This window comes from Acinetobacter soli (assembly GCF_000760595.1).
In the GTDB taxonomy this organism is placed as follows: domain Bacteria; phylum Pseudomonadota; class Gammaproteobacteria; order Pseudomonadales; family Moraxellaceae; genus Acinetobacter; species Acinetobacter soli.
Genome location: NZ_BBNM01000001.1, coordinates 259,572 through 273,993, shown reverse-complemented (window position 1 = coordinate 273,993; position 14,422 = coordinate 259,572). Strand labels below are relative to the sequence as shown.

Genomic DNA, 14,422 nt, shown 5'->3' with positions numbered 1-14,422 from the left:
GAAAAGATTGTATAAAAGCAGTTAAAAATGAACAGTTTGAATAAATTTGATCCACTCATTTCAGTGTAGTGTGCTAATATTCATAAAAATCGATATAACGCTCCTTAAGAATTCTGTTAACGGATTAAAGATGCAAAGAAACTTAAAACGATCACGGATCATGCAGGTCGCGACGGATCTCTTTAGCTCGTTTGGATACCATGCAGTTGGGGTGGATTGGATCATCAGAGATGCCGATATCTCAAAAAATACGTTATATAAGTATTTTTTCTCCAAAGAAAATCTCATTTTAGAAGTGCTTAAAGAACGTGACCGTGCTTGCCGGGAATCACTGAGTCAGTTGATTCCGAATGAACTTCCACCCATTCAAAAGCTTGAGCTGGTATTTGATTGGCACAATGAATGGTTTACCGCAAAGAACTTTACGGGCTGCTTATTTGCCAAAGCAATTAATGAGTTCCCCAGTAAAACCAATGAAATCAATAGAGTTGCTACACAGCAAAAAGAGCAGTTGATTCACGAGATCGAACAGATTTTAAGTGAACTCATGGATGATACTCAGGCAAAAAATGTAGCACCGATCATGATGATGTTGCTCGATGGCGCTACACTTTCGGCCCAGATTATTGGCAATCGGCATGCGGCCCTAGATGCTTGGAACGCAGCGAAACGCCTTATCCAACAGACTTAACATACTTGAGTAAGCTGTCGTAGTATTCCTGACAGGTTTTCAAGCGATAGACCACACCAAGTAAAATGTCGCGGCTAACATCACGCTCTTTTAAGATCGGCGCGATGACGTAATTGAGCCAGCCTTGAGAATGTTCGATGTCGATCTCAGAATGTTCAGAGTAGTAACGATACAACCATTCAGTTAAGCCATGACGCTGGCATGCGACTTGAACTTTAAGGTAAGACTGTGGATCGATAATTTCGGTCGCAGCCATAATGCCGAGTAAAAGGTAATAATGCTTTCTGTTTAAGGATCCCAGCATAAATAGGTTATAGCCTGCCATTTTTTGCCAAGAATCATGCGCAGGAAATGACGCTTTATTATCCAGATTGAAATGCTCCATCAAGTCATTAAACATGTTGACGTGCGTTTCTTTGCGGTCGCCTTTACCAGATTCGTCCCAAAGATTTTTGATCATTTCCATGCGTGCAGTTGCAGGCGAATTTAAAAGCGTCAAAATGAGCAAATCGAAGAAGCGGATATTCAGCTCATAGTCACTATGGAAAAAAGCATACAGCTGACGATCGGTTGCCTCATGAGCCAGAAAATCAAACAAAGGATGAGCCGATAAATTCTTGCTCTCGCATAGCTGCATAATTGTGTCTGAAATATCATCAGCTGAATGGTCTAGCTGATAAATCGAATCTAGATTTAAATGATTTAACCAGTATTCTTCAATGGTGTTGCGTAGTGCATAAAAAAATGGCTGATGCTGATTCAGTGCTTCTGAAGAAAGCGGGTCTGAGATTTGCAGATTATACAATTGGTAAAGCGATGAGTGAATTTCGTAGGCGGCTTGATCATCTTTCTCAACAAAGGCTCTTTCAAGCGTAGATTCAACTAACTTTAGAAAATCTTGTTCAAAATCGGGATCTGATTGGAGAAATTGATTCAGTTCGGTGCATTGAATCATATGCTGAAGACTAATATGCACTGGATATTTCAATAAACAAGCAACATCCGTGATGGACAACGCGGCTGAAGATTCTGCTGGTGTTAAAAGCTTTTCCATAATTCTACCAATACATTATTTATTAAACGGTTTGACACGTGAGCGTGCCCTAAACCGCAACAGAATATACAGGAATTCAATTCAAATATGGCTATTAAAAACAGCCAAAATCTTAAAAAATAAACTTAAAAAACTGACGCTAAATATAAAGAAAGATGATTTTTATTAAAAATAAGCAATTGAAATAAATAAACTTATAGAGACTATTTAAATATAGGATCTAAAAAAATTAACTGCACATTTCTAGTAAAATTTGATTGATCAGATCGGTGGCTTCTAACTCACGGATTTGCGCAACATGACTGCCAGCCCAAAATGCACCGTATTCATGATATCCGTGTGTAGCCGCCAGTTGATGCAATTGTTTGGCCAGATCATACGTATATGGATAAGCCGGTACATTTGGACGCTGAGGATGATCACATTCAGTATGCCAGCGATTGATAATACCGCGAGCAGGGCGTCCTGAAATACTGGCAGTAATTTGCGTGAGTGGTTGCTGTCGAAGTGCTTGTCGGTATGCCGCATTGGCGTTTGAAGTTTTACATTGAACAAATGCCGTACCAAGTTGTACCGCAGCCGCGCCCAGTCGCATCATGTGTTTCGCTTGCTGACCCGTCATGATCCCACCTGCGGCGATGACTGGACATTGACAATGCTGGTGAATCAGTTGAACCAGATCGGCTGTATTAATGGCTGCATCAATAGTGGGATTAAAAATACCCCGATGTCCACCTGCTTCAATCCCTTGCGCAATGATGATGTCGATTCCCGCAGCCTCAATGGCTTTTGCTTCTGCCAGATTGGTTGCACTAACCAGTGTGACAATACCCGCCGCTTTTAAAGCCTGAATTTGATAGGCATGGGGAAGGCCAAAATGAAAGCTCACTGCTTTGGGCGCAGTAGCCAAGACCAATTTTAAAAAGTCGTCATTTTCTAAAAAACTAGGATAGATACGGTTTAAGGTGGATGGCGGCGTGGCATTAAAACGAGAAAATTCCGGGCTTAAAAAATCAATCCATGCACGGGCATGCTCAGCATTAAGTGCTTCTGGCGTATGGCAAAAAAAGTTAAGTTGAAAAGGTTGATCGGTCAGTGTCTGTGTATGTTCGATTTGCTTTTTTGCATCATTTAGGGTGCTGGCACCTAAGCCTAAAGCGCCTAAACCACCTGCATTTGAAACCTCTGCTGCAAGTTCGGGGGTCGAAACTCCCGCCATCGGTGCAAGTAAGATGGGATGTTTAATCTTGAGCAACGATAATAATGACATCCTTTTTTATCCTTATGCGATGGTTCAAAAGCTTGCAATGATTCATGCAGCATATTTATGAGATGAATTATTATTCTACGTTAAATAAATTTTTGTAAAAGATAAAGCAGTTTCAGCACTTGAAATACTATTCAATAAAATGAGAAAGATCATGATGACAGGTTTAAAATGATGCTGGTTATGTTATGCATCAAAACATGACATAAACTACATTATTTTGTACTCAAATGATGCATAAAAAATTCTTATTAAGAATAATAAAACTTTTAAAACTCTAAAATATTGAAAATTTAAATAATTTATTCATGGCATGTTCTTTGCTCTAAAAAAATAACTGACAACTTTGCAGGAGATGAAGACATGAAAATCGACAGTGGATTCAAAATCAAGAATATACGTTTGATTGGTCAAACGACCTGTGAACTGTATATGGAAAATACTGAAACATCATGTGTGAAAGGCTGGATTATCAATTGTAATCACGTATTTGTGCATCAATTTCATGATCAGTTAAATCAATTATGCCAGTCTGCCAATCCATTCGATTCATTGTTGCAACTCAAACAATTTCATACCGTCGAAGTGTTGTGCTAATTCCACGCTTTATGTGGATAGTCCAAATCGGGATTATCCATGTTTTTGCACGTCTGTATATTTATAAGTAATTGATAATCATATATAAAAAAATATTCCCCACAGTAAAAAATTTTTCAAATTCACTAGACGAGAGATTTATTTTCTTATATAAATTACCAAAAGGAAACTTAATTTCCTGATAGTAAACTTACCGATGTTTGCCGATTGCATTGATTACATCGTTAAGTGTCTCGAATCTGTTAATTGGGGAAACATCATGGCCAACGATCTTGTCGATCAGTATGTTCTAAAAATCTCTTGTCCTGCTGCCTCGGGTATTGTGGCTGCTGTGTCGAATTGTTTAGCTGGAAATAATTGCTACATTAGCGAGATGGCACAATATGACGATGAAATTACAGGACGTTTTTTTAGCCGTATTGTATTTCGTTTTAACGAAGGGCAAGGAGATTTGGCATTACTCAAAGAAAAGTTTGCAGATGTCACAATGAAATTTGCAATGAAGGCAGATTTTTACGAAAAGAAAAATCCGATGAAAGTGTTGATCATGGTGAGTAAGTTTGATCACTGCTTGTTGAATTTGTTATATCGACATCATAAAGGTGAGCTGGATTTTCACATTACTGCCATTGTTTCCAATCATCTGGACTTACGTGCCATCGCCGAGCGTGAAGGGATTCGCTTCATTTATTTGCCAGTGACCAAAGAAACTAAACAGCAGCAAGAACAAGAACTACTAAAAATTGTCGATGAAACCAAAACTGAATTGGTCATTTTAGCGCGCTACATGCAGATCTTATCCAATAGCTTATGTACTCAATTATCTGGACGTGCAATTAATATTCATCATTCATTCTTACCGGGTTTTAAGGGTGCTCGGCCGTACCATCAAGCCTTTGAACGAGGCGTCAAGCTGATCGGCGCAACTGCACATTTTGTCACCAGTGATTTAGATGAAGGTCCGATTATTGAGCAGGAAGTACAACGTGTTGACCATGCGTATATGCCAAATGATTTGGTCTCTGTTGGGCGCGATACTGAAACCGTCGCACTTTCTAAAGCCGTAAAATATTTTGTCGAGCATCGCGTTTTTATGAATGATGACCGTACGGTGGTGTTCAAATGAGTCTTGTCTTATTAAAACAGCACAGTCCCAAAATCATTGACGGTAAAGCCATTGCGCAAAGCGTACTTGATGAAGTCAAGTCAGACGTTGAGCGTTATACGGCTCAGGGTGTTGAGCCATGTCTAGCTGTTGTGCTGGTTGGAGAAGATCCAGCAAGTCAGGTGTATGTACGTAATAAAGTTCAAAAAGCGGCATATGTTGGAATTCGTTCATTGGAATTCCGCTTTGATGCTGACCTGAGTGAAGATGAACTGCTTACACAAATTGATCGGCTAAATGCAGATGGCAGCATACATGGCATTTTAGTGCAGTTACCTTTACCTAAACAAATCAATGAAACTCGCGTGCTTGAACGCATTCACCCTCAAAAAGATGTGGATGGTTTTCATAGTGAAAATGTGGGGGGCTTAAGTCAAGGACGTGATGTTTTAACACCATGTACACCGACGGGCTGTATTCGTTTACTTAAAGACAGCTTAGGTGATGATTTAAGTGGTTTACATGCGGTCGTGATTGGGCGCTCCAACATTGTAGGCAAACCGATGGCGGCATTACTACTGAAAGAGAGCTGTACGGTCACGGTTGTTCATTCCAAAACCCCCAACATTGAGCAGGTCTGTCAGCAGGCCGACATTGTAGTGGCGGCTGTGGGCAAAGCCAATATGGTCAACGCATCGTATCTAAAAGCCGATGCCGTGGTGATTGATGTGGGCATTAATCGAATTATGACACATGAAAAAACACGCTTGGTGGGTGATGTCGATTTTGAAGATGCCTTGCCGATGGTCAGTGCGATTACCCCTGTGCCTGGTGGTGTAGGCCCAATGACCATTGCGTATTTGATGAAAAACACCTTGCAGGCAGTACGTTTGCAGCATCCACAAATATAAATGATGAAAAGGCGTTATGACACGCCGCGGAGAAATACACCATGCCTTTGAGTCTGCTGAAGTATGGATTAAGTGATGAGTATCCTGTGGAAGTGGATTTGCCACCCCCTAAGGAACTTAAGTCTCATTATGACGTTGTGATTATTGGTGGAGGTGGACATGGTTTGGCGATTGCCTACTATTTATCGAAATATCACGGCATCAGTAATGTTGCGGTACTGGAAAAATCATATTTGGGCGGTGGTAATACGGCACGTAATACGGCAGTGATTCGTTCCAATTATCTGACTTCAGACGGTGTGAAGTTTTATGCCGAGTCGGTTCGGATGTTTAAAAATCTATCAAATGAATTTGATTTTAACATTATGTACTCCGAGCGTGGTCAATTAACCTTGGCGCATACAGATTCGACAGTTCGAGCATTTCGTCAGCGTGCAGAAGTCAATAAGCATTTTGGGGGGCGCACTGAAATGATTGATCGAAAGCAAATTAAGGAGCTGGTGCCATGTCTCAATCTAGATCCCGCACATTTACCTGTATTGGCTGGGTTGTGGCATATCGACGGTGCGACAGCGCGTCATGATGCTGTCGCGTGGGGATATGCCAAAGAAGCTGCGAAACGCGGTGTGGAAATTCATCAGCTTACCGAAGTACAAGATTTTGTGGTGCAAGGCAATCAGGTCACGGCAGTTAAAACCAATCGCGGTATGGTGCAATGTGGCTGTGTGGTTCAGGCCATTGCGGGTGCGTCTTCAATCTTAATGAATAAGCTCAAGATCCGCGCGCCGATTCATACCTATCCTTTACAGGCCATGGTTTCACAACCTTTTAAGCCATTTATCAATCCGCTAGTAAGTTCTTCCGCGCTGCATTGTTATGTGCAGCAAACCAGTCGGGGAGAAATTGTATTTGGGGGGGGATCAGACCCGTATCCGTTGTACAACACGCGCTCCACCCTAGATTTAAAAGAAAGCCTGCTTGCCCATGCGATTGAAATGTTTCCGTTTATGGCCAATGTCAAGCTCATGCGTCAATGGGCGGGAATCACGGATATGACCCCAGACTATAGTCCGATCATGGGGAAATCGCCGTATGACAATTACTATCTGGATGCAGGTTGGGGCACTTGGGGCTTTAAATCGACGCCTATTTGCGGCAAAACCATGGCAGAGCTGGTCGCAACAGGGCGTACCCCCGACCTGATCAAGCCATTTGAGCTGTCGCGTTTTAGTCGTTTTCAACAAGTCAACGAAATGGGCGCGACTGCGGCGAGCCATTAAGGAGAACATGAAATGAAAATTATGCATTGTCCTTTAAATGGGCCACGAAATATCAGCGAATTTACCTACGGTGGTGAGTTTAAAGAAATGCCGGATCAGAATACGTGTAGTGATCTGGAGTGGGCAGATTATGTATTCAATACTGACAATATTGCAGGCGTGGTTTTGGAGTGGTGGATGCATACCCCGAGCAGTTACTGGTTCATTGCACAAAGACATACCGTGACCGATGAAATTTTAAGAACTTTTGATCCTAAAGAAATCTTTGATCGACGTGTTGAATTTTCTGCAGTCAAAACCAGCGCATCTGCTACACCTATGAAGGAGTCTTTGACATGAGTAATCTTGCTTTACAACGGCTTCCGCATCCGTACGGTCGTATGATCGATCGTACCCAAGTCGTAGCGTTTGAATTTGATCATCAAAAATATCAAGGCTTTGCAGGGGATAGCATTGCCAGCGCCTTAATTGCCAATCAGCGCTGGGTTATGTCGCGCTCTTTTAAATATCATCGTCCACGTGCACCATTGACCATGGCTGGACAAGATGCCAATACCTTGATTCAGCTTCCAGAAGAAGCGAATGTTTTGGCAGATACCACAGACATTCAACCGCAATTACGTGCCGCTGGACAAAACTTTTCAGGCTCTTTATTGAAGGATTCTGATGCCTTTTTAGGTAAGTTTTCTAAATTTATGCCTGTTGGCTTTTACTACCGTGCATTTTACAAACCTAAGGGCGTGTGGAAACTCTGGGAACCATTCATTCGTAAAAAAGCAGGTTTGGGTGTTCTGGATTTAAACTTTGAACCAGAATACTACGACAAAGCCTATCTGTTTCACGATGTAGTCGTGGTCGGTGGTGGGCCAGCAGGTTTGCAGGCGGCATTGTCTGCTGCAGAGCAAGGCGCCAAGGTACTTTTGGTCGAGCAAGAGAAATTGTTGGGTGGCAGCCTGAATTATGCACGCTTTGATGTTGAAGGAGTGGTGGCCGATCAGCTACGCGAGCAACTGGTGAATGCCGTTAATGCACATGCCAACATTCAAGTCATGACGCAGGCAGTATGTAATGCGTGGTTTACCGACCATTATTTACCTGTGATTCAGGGTAAGCGCATGTATAAAGTGCGCGCCAAGCAATGCATTGTAGCCAGCGGTAGCTTTGATCAACCTGTAATCTTTAGAAATAATGATTTGCCAGGGGTGATTCTAACCAGCGCAGTGCAACGTCTCATCAAGTTATATGCCGTCAAGCCTGGACAAAAAGTTGTCATTTTAACTGGTCATGATGATGGTTATTTGGCAGCACTGGACATGCTTGAAGCAGGTATAGACGTGGTTGCGGTGGTCGACTTGCGTGAAGTTCCACGTAATAAAGCCGCCTATGGTGCGGTCAAAGCCAAAAATGTGTCCTGTTATCTGGGCAGTACCGTATTTGAAGCTTTGCATGACAAAACCATGCATCGCGTTCATGGTGTTGATATTCGAAAAATTGTATCTGAAGGTCAAGTCGCTCAAGAGATAAAAAAACTGGATTGCGACGTACTGTGTATGTCTTCTGGATACATGCCCGTGTACCAACTGCTCTGCCAAGCAGGTGGAAAGCTGAGTTATAACGATCAAAAAGCCGAGTTTCATCTTTCAGGCTTGCCTCAAGGCTTACATGTCACAGGCTCAGTCGAGGGTATACATGCCATTGAGCAGGTGGTGGAGCATGCAAAATATACGGGCACACTGGCTGCACAGTATGCTTTAGGACAGCCGCTTAATATTCAATGGCCTTCAAATACTGTATTAAAAAACAATCCAATCAATTTTCCTTGGCCGATTTTTGCCCATCCTAAAGGCAAAGAGTTTGTCGATTTTGATGAAGATTTACAAATTCGAGATATCGTCAATGCCACCAAAAGTGGTTACCGCGATATCCAGTTGGTGAAGCGCTTTTCAACGGTTGGCATGGGGCCATCGCAAGGTCGTCATTCAGCACTGCCCACAGCTCGTTTGGTCGCTAAGTCGACTCAGCGCAGTGTAAGTGAAACAGGGGTGACCACAGCCCGACCTCCATTTACTGTGGAAAAACTGGCACATGTCGCAGGGCGTAGTTTTGATCCGTATCGCCAAACTCCGATGCATGCGCAACACCTTGAAGCAGGCGCCACCATGATGCCGGCAGGAAATTGGCAACGACCAGCCTTTTATGGTGATGCGGCACACCGATTACAACATATTGAAAATGAAGTGAAGCATGTACGCAATCAAGTGGGCATGATTGACGTTTCTACGCTCGGCGGGCTTGAAATTCGTGGGCCAGATAGCGCTGAATTCATCAATCGGCTTTATACCTTTGGCTTTACAAAGTTGCCAGTGGGGAAAACCCGCTATGCCGTGATGTCGAATGAGCACGGAGTAGTGATTGATGACGGTGTTGCAGCGCGCTTGAGTGAGCATCACTTTTATGTGACCGCTACTACAAGTGGTGTCGATCGTATCTATCAACAAATGCTGAAATGGAATGCACAGTGGCGTTTGAATCTAGACATTACCAATGTGACCACCGCGTTAGCCGCGGTGAATATCGCAGGCCCACAGTCACGTGCCGTGATGCAAAAAGTGTGTCACGATGTTGATTTGTCAAATACGGCGTTTCCATATTTAGGTGTAAGGGAAGGACATATACAGGGCATTCCTGTACGTATCTTGCGAGTTGGCTTTGTAGGCGAGTTAGGCTATGAAATTCACTTTCCGGCACGCTATGGCGAGTTTATGTGGAATCACCTCATGCAGGCTGGTCAGGCATTTGATATCAAGCCATTTGGCGTAGAAAGCCAGCGTCTGTTACGTCTGGAAAAAGGTCATATCATCATTAGTCAGGATACCGATGGCATGACTCATCCTCAGGAGGTTGATCTAGGATGGGCCGTTGCCAGAAACAAGCCTTGGTTTGTGGGCAAGCGTTCAATTGCAATCCTTGAGCAACAACCCTTAAAACGTAAATTGGTGTCATTTGTACTCGATAAATCGCAGGAAAAACCCTTAGAAGGACATATTGTGCTTGAGGGTGAGAATATTTCTGGAAATATCACCTCATGTGAATATTCACCTACGCTCGATAAAATTATTGGAATGGCGTATGTCGGAATTGGGCAAAGTGAAGTTGGACAGCAATTTCCAATTCGTGTTGAGAAGGGTGCAATGGTGCATGCCACTGTAGTGAAAGCGCCTTTTTATGATCCAGAAAATCAGCGTCAGGAGATTTAACCATGCAATCACTTTATCAGGCAGAACGTAGTCCTATTGAAATAGGTGGATCTCAAGTTGCATATCAAAGCTTTGGTTTGGGAAAACGCTTTCTTAAGGACCAATCTTTTTCCGATGAAAAAACGATAGCCCAGTGCAGTATTGTAGATTTAACCAATCTATCCCGTGTGGGGTTTAGAGGACAAGATGCCGCTGCCTACTTGAGCAGTTATGGATTTCAATTACCACAGCAACCGAATCAGGCCATACAGCAAGAAGATGGATGCTGGGTACTTCGTTTATCTTTGACTGAATATTGTGTACTTGGGTCGCTTCAGGATTTTGGTGAGCGCGTGAGCCAGTTGGAGCAAGGTTGGCAAATGGATGAGTGTGCCAATTATTTACTGCCACGCCAAGATAGCCATGCATGGATTCAGTTATCTGGCGCGCCTGTAGCCGAGGTCATGGCAAAGTTATGTGCTGTGGATATGCGACTTGATGTATTTCAGGTGGGTCAGATTGCACAGACATCCGTCGCACGAATCAATGCAATAGTGGTAAATGTTAGTGATCCAAATACGCATAAGTTTAATATTCTGTGTGATCGTGCGGCAGCACTCTACTTGTGGGATGTTTTGCAAGATGCGATACAGGAATTTGATGGAAAAATATCTGGAATCAATGTGTTATTGTAATGCGGGAAGATCATTGCAAGCGTTCATCACTTCCCCATTAAAATGATGAACGCGATCGACTCGTTTTTGGACAAATATCTGCCCAATGTATTTGTCCTTTTTTTAAGGAGTATTTGGGTTTTGTCTTAGCTTGTTGGCAAGCCTTCTACGAAGCTAATCATCACATCTGCACATCTTTCACGCGCTAAACGCGCCTGTTTATATTCTTCTGAGTCATAACATTGTTGTGCAGTCGCCAGATCTGAAAACTCAATAATGACATGACGCTGATAAGCCTGTCCTTCTAAACAAACAGATTCACCCCCACGCGCTAAGAATTTTGCACCGTATTTTTCAAAGGCAGCCGGCGCAAGTTTCATATATTCCTGATATTGCTGCATATCATGAATGGTGACATGTGCGATCCAGTAAGCACTCATATTTAATCCCTTTGATTTATTGTTCCTGTGTTTGTTTTTCAAGAATTTGCTTGGCGATTGTCGATGCCTCATGCAAATGTGCAGCAACGGCTGCTTTGGCTGCATCGGCATCTTTCATTAAAATTGCCTCGACAATCGTACAAATACGTTCGTAACCCGACACCGCACGATGGGGGGAATTAATGGTCATGGCACGTAAACGGCTGATTCTTCCGTTGAGGCGTTCAACTACTTCCCAAGCAATATCATGATTGGCAATTTCAAAAATAAAACGATACAGATCTCTAGAAACACTGAGTAAATCCTGCATTTTTCCATCTTCAAATGCATCATGTAGCTTTTGTAGATGGCTTTGAAGTTTCTGACTACCTTGCTCGTCAAGCTTTTTAGTACAGTCAACTACGGCACTTTGTTCGAGTAATAAACGGATATCATAGATCTGCTGCGCAACATGCCAGTTTAATACCGATACAATCGGGCCTTTATTGGGTAGGGTTTCTACCAATCCTTCTGCTTCCAAATAACGAATCGCTTCACGTACCACCGTGCGGCTCACGCCTAATTCTTCACATAATACTCGCTCAACCAGACGTTTTCCTGCTGGGAAATAGCCTGTAATGATGGCATTACGCAGATTGGTTAGTGCCATTTCCCTCAACGTAATAGGGGGATGCTCGATTTTTAGATTCAAAGTCATACACTCACTCAAAATTTATTTGTGTAATTTTTGGTTACATTTATAGGTATCAATATTAGCAAAAAAAACGGTACTTGAGTAGTCTGTACTATTGTATACCATAATATTGTGTTTTATATTGATGTAAAACAAGGGAGGAAAATCCGTGAGCCTAATCCGAAAAACAGTACTGCACGTAGAAACAATTTATGTGGATGGTGGCAAAGAAGCGCCAACACCATTAAAGATGGTGGCTGCTGCTGCGGTACTTAAAAATCCATGGGCTGGACAGGGATATGTCGAAGATCTTGCACCAGAAATCCGTCGCATTGCGCCAGAGTTGAGCAAGCATTTAACCAAGATGATTATTGATGAAGTTGGTTCTGGTGAAGCCGTCGAGGCATTTGGTAAATCTGCTGTTGTCGGGCTCGATGGTGAGCTCGAACATGCTTCTGCACTCATTCATACCTTGCACTTTGGTAATACTTACCGCAGCGCTGTGGGTGCGAAATCTTATTTGGCATTTAACAATACACGTGGCCCAGCAAATGCGCCGATTTTAGTGCCGATGATGGACAAAAATGATGAAGGTCGCCGTTCACATTATTTGACAGTTCAATTCGCGATTGCCGATGCACCCGCTGCAGATGAACTGGTGGTGGTGATTGCAGCCTCAACCGCAGGTCGCCCACATCACCGGATTGGTGATCGTTATAAAGATTTAGAAGAGTTAGGCCATGATCTCAAAAACCCTGCAGCTGTCAAATAATCGTACCGCTCATTATTTTGAGCAAGGTGAAGGAGAACCGCTGGTTCTCATTCACGGTGTAGGAATGCAGGCCGAGGCATGGTATCCACAAATTGATTATTTTTCAAAGCATTATCATGTTGTTTCTCTGGATATGCCAGGGCATGGTCAGAGTACTGCACTTGCAGCAGATGCACAGCTACAAGATTTTGTAGACTGGGCCATTGAGTGTATTTGTGCATTAAATCTGGGGCCTGTCAATCTGGCGGGACATTCGATGGGGTCACTCATCACTACAGGTGTAAGTGTGACCCGACCAGATCTAGTAAAGCGCATGGCAGTACTCAATGGCGTGTATAAGCGTACCGACGCGGCTCGAGAAGCTGTGATTCAGCGAGCCGAAGCGCTCAAACAAGGTCATCTGGATATCGATACACCTTTGCAGCGCTGGTTTGGCCAAAGCGAAATTGAAAAGACCGCATCCGAACGGGTTAAATCGTGGCTTGAAAACGTGAATATGTCTGGATATACCACCGCCTATCGTGCTTTTGCACAAGGGGACTTGGTGTATGCAGATGGCTGGGCGGATATCCAATGTCCAGCACTGGTATTAACTGGAACAGATGATCCAAACTCAACCGCAGAAATGACTATACAAATGGCAAATCAGGCCAAGCATGGCACTGCAATTGTGATTGAAAACGAACGGCATATGGTGAATCTCACCGCACCTGAGAAAGTCAATCAAGCGATGCAAGCGTGGTTGGAAACAGCCCCCTAATTTGTTTCAGAGATTGAAGGAGTATTGAAATGAGCGAAATGGATGCAGTGAATAAAATACGTGAGCTACGCGATGCCTTTGGATCATTTATGACAGGCGTGACGGTCGTGACCACGTGTAAAGATGACGGGACGCCGCTTGGTTTTACCGCAAACTCTTTTGCTTCGGTGTCTTTGGACCCAGCTTTGCTTTTAGTCAGCATTGCCAAGACATCAAGCAATTATCATAACTTTGCAGATGCATCACACTTTGCCATTAATATTTTGGCAGAAGAACAAAAAGATGTATCTAATACCTTTGCCCGCCCAAGCGATGATCGATTTGCTCATTTAGCTTGGACAAAAAGTGAATATCAAAATCCATTAATTGACGGCGTCAGTGCTTGGTTCGACTGTACCACCTATCAGGTGGTCGATGCAGGTGACCATGCCATACTCATTGGTAAAGTAGAAAATTTTGCTTCGGCGGGTTTTGCAGGTCTTGGCTACTATCGCGGTGCCTATTTCACGCCAGCCAAATCCTCTACAGATGTCATTTCAAGCATGAAAGTCATGATGATGGCATTGATTGGGCACGAAAATAAAATCTTGCTCGAACAGACAGCCGATCATAAATGGGCCTTGCCGCATTTGATGGTCGAAAAAGACGGTGCAGAAAAAGCCTTGGAAAAGATCTTTGCAACCTATCAGCCAGAGGCATCACCCAGCTTTATCTATTCTGTGTATGACGATATCACCACTCAGCAGCAATACATTGCATTCTTGTGTAATACCCCTGTAGCGACTGCGCATAGAGGTCAGTTTGTCGATTTAAATGACCTTGAAAAACTCACGTTCGTCGACAGTGCTTTACAAAGCATGCTGATGCGTTATCGCAAAGAAAATTATCTGAAAACCTATGGTGTTTATTACGGTAATCATACCAGTGGCACAGTTCGTCAAATTGTTAAAGAGGGAGTTTAA

At 43.1% G+C, this 14,422-nt stretch carries 15 protein-coding genes; 11 read left to right on the top strand and 4 right to left on the bottom strand.

From position 1 onward, the window contains the following. Positions 1-130 precede the first annotated feature (130 nt). Positions 131-691: a TetR/AcrR family transcriptional regulator gene (locus Aso01_RS01310; RefSeq protein ID WP_004939191.1), complete on the top strand. Its 561-nt coding sequence runs from the start codon at positions 131-133 to the stop codon at positions 689-691. Here Aso01_RS01310 and Aso01_RS01305 read toward each other — a convergent pair. Next, on the bottom strand, positions 675-1,745 hold the full coding sequence (locus Aso01_RS01305; RefSeq protein ID WP_004939188.1) for an iron-containing redox enzyme family protein: 1,071 nt from the start codon (positions 1,743-1,745) through the stop codon (positions 675-677). The genes Aso01_RS01310 and Aso01_RS01305 overlap by 17 nt on opposite strands. A 229-nt stretch (positions 1,746-1,974) precedes the next feature. Beyond that, a complete protein-coding gene (locus Aso01_RS01300; protein WP_004939186.1) occupies positions 1,975-3,015 on the bottom strand; it encodes an NAD(P)H-dependent flavin oxidoreductase in 1,041 nt (346 codons plus the stop codon). Between the two features lie 360 nt (positions 3,016-3,375). Between Aso01_RS01300 and Aso01_RS01295 the strand changes: the two genes are divergently transcribed. From Aso01_RS01295 to Aso01_RS01265, 7 genes are all read left to right on the top strand, one after another. Further along, positions 3,376-3,609: a hypothetical protein gene (locus tag Aso01_RS01295; RefSeq protein WP_004939183.1), complete on the top strand. Its 234-nt coding sequence runs from the start codon at positions 3,376-3,378 to the stop codon at positions 3,607-3,609. Positions 3,610-3,868: 259 nt separating this feature from the next. After that, positions 3,869-4,735 (top strand): formyltetrahydrofolate deformylase, encoded by an 867-nt coding sequence (gene purU / locus Aso01_RS01290; protein WP_004939180.1) that lies wholly within the window; start codon positions 3,869-3,871, stop codon positions 4,733-4,735. Beyond that, positions 4,732-5,625 carry a bifunctional methylenetetrahydrofolate dehydrogenase/methenyltetrahydrofolate cyclohydrolase FolD gene (gene folD, locus Aso01_RS01285; RefSeq protein ID WP_004939178.1) on the top strand — a complete coding sequence of 298 codons (894 nt, stop codon included), beginning with the start codon at positions 4,732-4,734 and terminating at the stop codon, positions 5,623-5,625. Before purU ends, folD begins: the two co-directional genes overlap by 4 nt. A gap of 41 nt (positions 5,626-5,666) precedes the next feature. After that, positions 5,667-6,905 (top strand): FAD-dependent oxidoreductase, encoded by a 1,239-nt coding sequence (locus Aso01_RS01280; RefSeq protein WP_004939175.1) that lies wholly within the window; start codon positions 5,667-5,669, stop codon positions 6,903-6,905. Positions 6,906-6,917: 12 nt separating this feature from the next. Then, positions 6,918-7,244: a sarcosine oxidase subunit delta gene (locus Aso01_RS01275; protein ID WP_004939172.1), complete on the top strand. Its 327-nt coding sequence runs from the start codon at positions 6,918-6,920 to the stop codon at positions 7,242-7,244. Then, entirely contained in the window at positions 7,241-10,162 is a 2,922-nt protein-coding gene (locus Aso01_RS01270; protein ID WP_004939169.1) for a glycine cleavage T C-terminal barrel domain-containing protein, read from the top strand. Before Aso01_RS01275 ends, Aso01_RS01270 begins: the two co-directional genes overlap by 4 nt. Positions 10,163-10,164: 2 nt before the next feature. Beyond that, positions 10,165-10,836 (top strand): sarcosine oxidase subunit gamma, encoded by a 672-nt coding sequence (locus tag Aso01_RS01265; RefSeq protein ID WP_004939168.1) that lies wholly within the window; start codon positions 10,165-10,167, stop codon positions 10,834-10,836. Between the two features lie 125 nt (positions 10,837-10,961). Here Aso01_RS01265 and Aso01_RS01260 read toward each other — a convergent pair whose 3' ends face one another. Together Aso01_RS01260 and Aso01_RS01255 are read right to left on the bottom strand one after the other, a co-directional pair. Further along, positions 10,962-11,255 (bottom strand): DUF1330 domain-containing protein, encoded by a 294-nt coding sequence (locus Aso01_RS01260; protein ID WP_004939166.1) that lies wholly within the window; start codon positions 11,253-11,255, stop codon positions 10,962-10,964. Between the two features lie 16 nt (positions 11,256-11,271). Beyond that, positions 11,272-11,946 (bottom strand): GntR family transcriptional regulator, encoded by a 675-nt coding sequence (locus Aso01_RS01255; protein ID WP_228128002.1) that lies wholly within the window; start codon positions 11,944-11,946, stop codon positions 11,272-11,274. 151 nt (positions 11,947-12,097) lie between these two features. Here Aso01_RS01255 and Aso01_RS01250 point away from each other — a divergent pair, with 151 nt between their 5' ends. From Aso01_RS01250 to tgnA, 3 genes are read left to right on the top strand one after another with little or no spacing between them, the layout of a single operon-like run. Further along, complete coding sequence (locus Aso01_RS01250) at positions 12,098-12,700, top strand: amino acid synthesis family protein (RefSeq protein ID WP_004939161.1); 603 nt, start codon at positions 12,098-12,100, stop codon at positions 12,698-12,700. Further along, positions 12,669-13,460: a (E)-2-((N-methylformamido)methylene)succinate hydrolase gene (gene tgnD / locus Aso01_RS01245; RefSeq protein WP_004939158.1), complete on the top strand. Its 792-nt coding sequence runs from the start codon at positions 12,669-12,671 to the stop codon at positions 13,458-13,460. The genes Aso01_RS01250 and tgnD overlap by 32 nt, the downstream gene beginning before the upstream one ends. 29 nt (positions 13,461-13,489) lie before the next feature. Continuing rightward, positions 13,490-14,422, top strand: a complete 933-nt coding sequence (gene tgnA / locus Aso01_RS01240) for a flavin-dependent trigonelline monooxygenase reductase component (protein ID WP_004939155.1) — start codon at positions 13,490-13,492, stop codon at positions 14,420-14,422.

Excerpts from the sequence above, each read along its gene's own strand:
- Aso01_RS01310 (WP_004939191.1), top strand. The coding sequence starts at position 131 with ATGCAAAGAAACTTAAAACGATCACGGATCATGCAGGTCGCGACGGAT.
- Aso01_RS01270 (WP_004939169.1), top strand. The coding sequence starts at position 7,241 with ATGAGTAATCTTGCTTTACAACGGCTTCCGCATCCGTACGGTCGTATG.
- Aso01_RS01300 (WP_004939186.1), bottom strand. The coding sequence starts at position 3,015 with ATGTCATTATTATCGTTGCTCAAGATTAAACATCCCATCTTACTTGCA.
- Aso01_RS01265 (WP_004939168.1), top strand. The coding sequence starts at position 10,165 with ATGCAATCACTTTATCAGGCAGAACGTAGTCCTATTGAAATAGGTGGA.
- purU (WP_004939180.1), top strand. The coding sequence starts at position 3,869 with ATGGCCAACGATCTTGTCGATCAGTATGTTCTAAAAATCTCTTGTCCT.
- Aso01_RS01295 (WP_004939183.1), top strand. The coding sequence starts at position 3,376 with ATGAAAATCGACAGTGGATTCAAAATCAAGAATATACGTTTGATTGGT.
- tgnD (WP_004939158.1), top strand. The coding sequence starts at position 12,669 with ATGATCTCAAAAACCCTGCAGCTGTCAAATAATCGTACCGCTCATTAT.
- Aso01_RS01260 (WP_004939166.1), bottom strand. The coding sequence starts at position 11,255 with ATGAGTGCTTACTGGATCGCACATGTCACCATTCATGATATGCAGCAA.
- folD (WP_004939178.1), top strand. The coding sequence starts at position 4,732 with ATGAGTCTTGTCTTATTAAAACAGCACAGTCCCAAAATCATTGACGGT.
- Aso01_RS01280 (WP_004939175.1), top strand. The coding sequence starts at position 5,667 with ATGCCTTTGAGTCTGCTGAAGTATGGATTAAGTGATGAGTATCCTGTG.
- Aso01_RS01275 (WP_004939172.1), top strand. The coding sequence starts at position 6,918 with ATGAAAATTATGCATTGTCCTTTAAATGGGCCACGAAATATCAGCGAA.
- Aso01_RS01305 (WP_004939188.1), bottom strand. The coding sequence starts at position 1,745 with ATGGAAAAGCTTTTAACACCAGCAGAATCTTCAGCCGCGTTGTCCATC.
- tgnA (WP_004939155.1), top strand. The coding sequence starts at position 13,490 with ATGAGCGAAATGGATGCAGTGAATAAAATACGTGAGCTACGCGATGCC.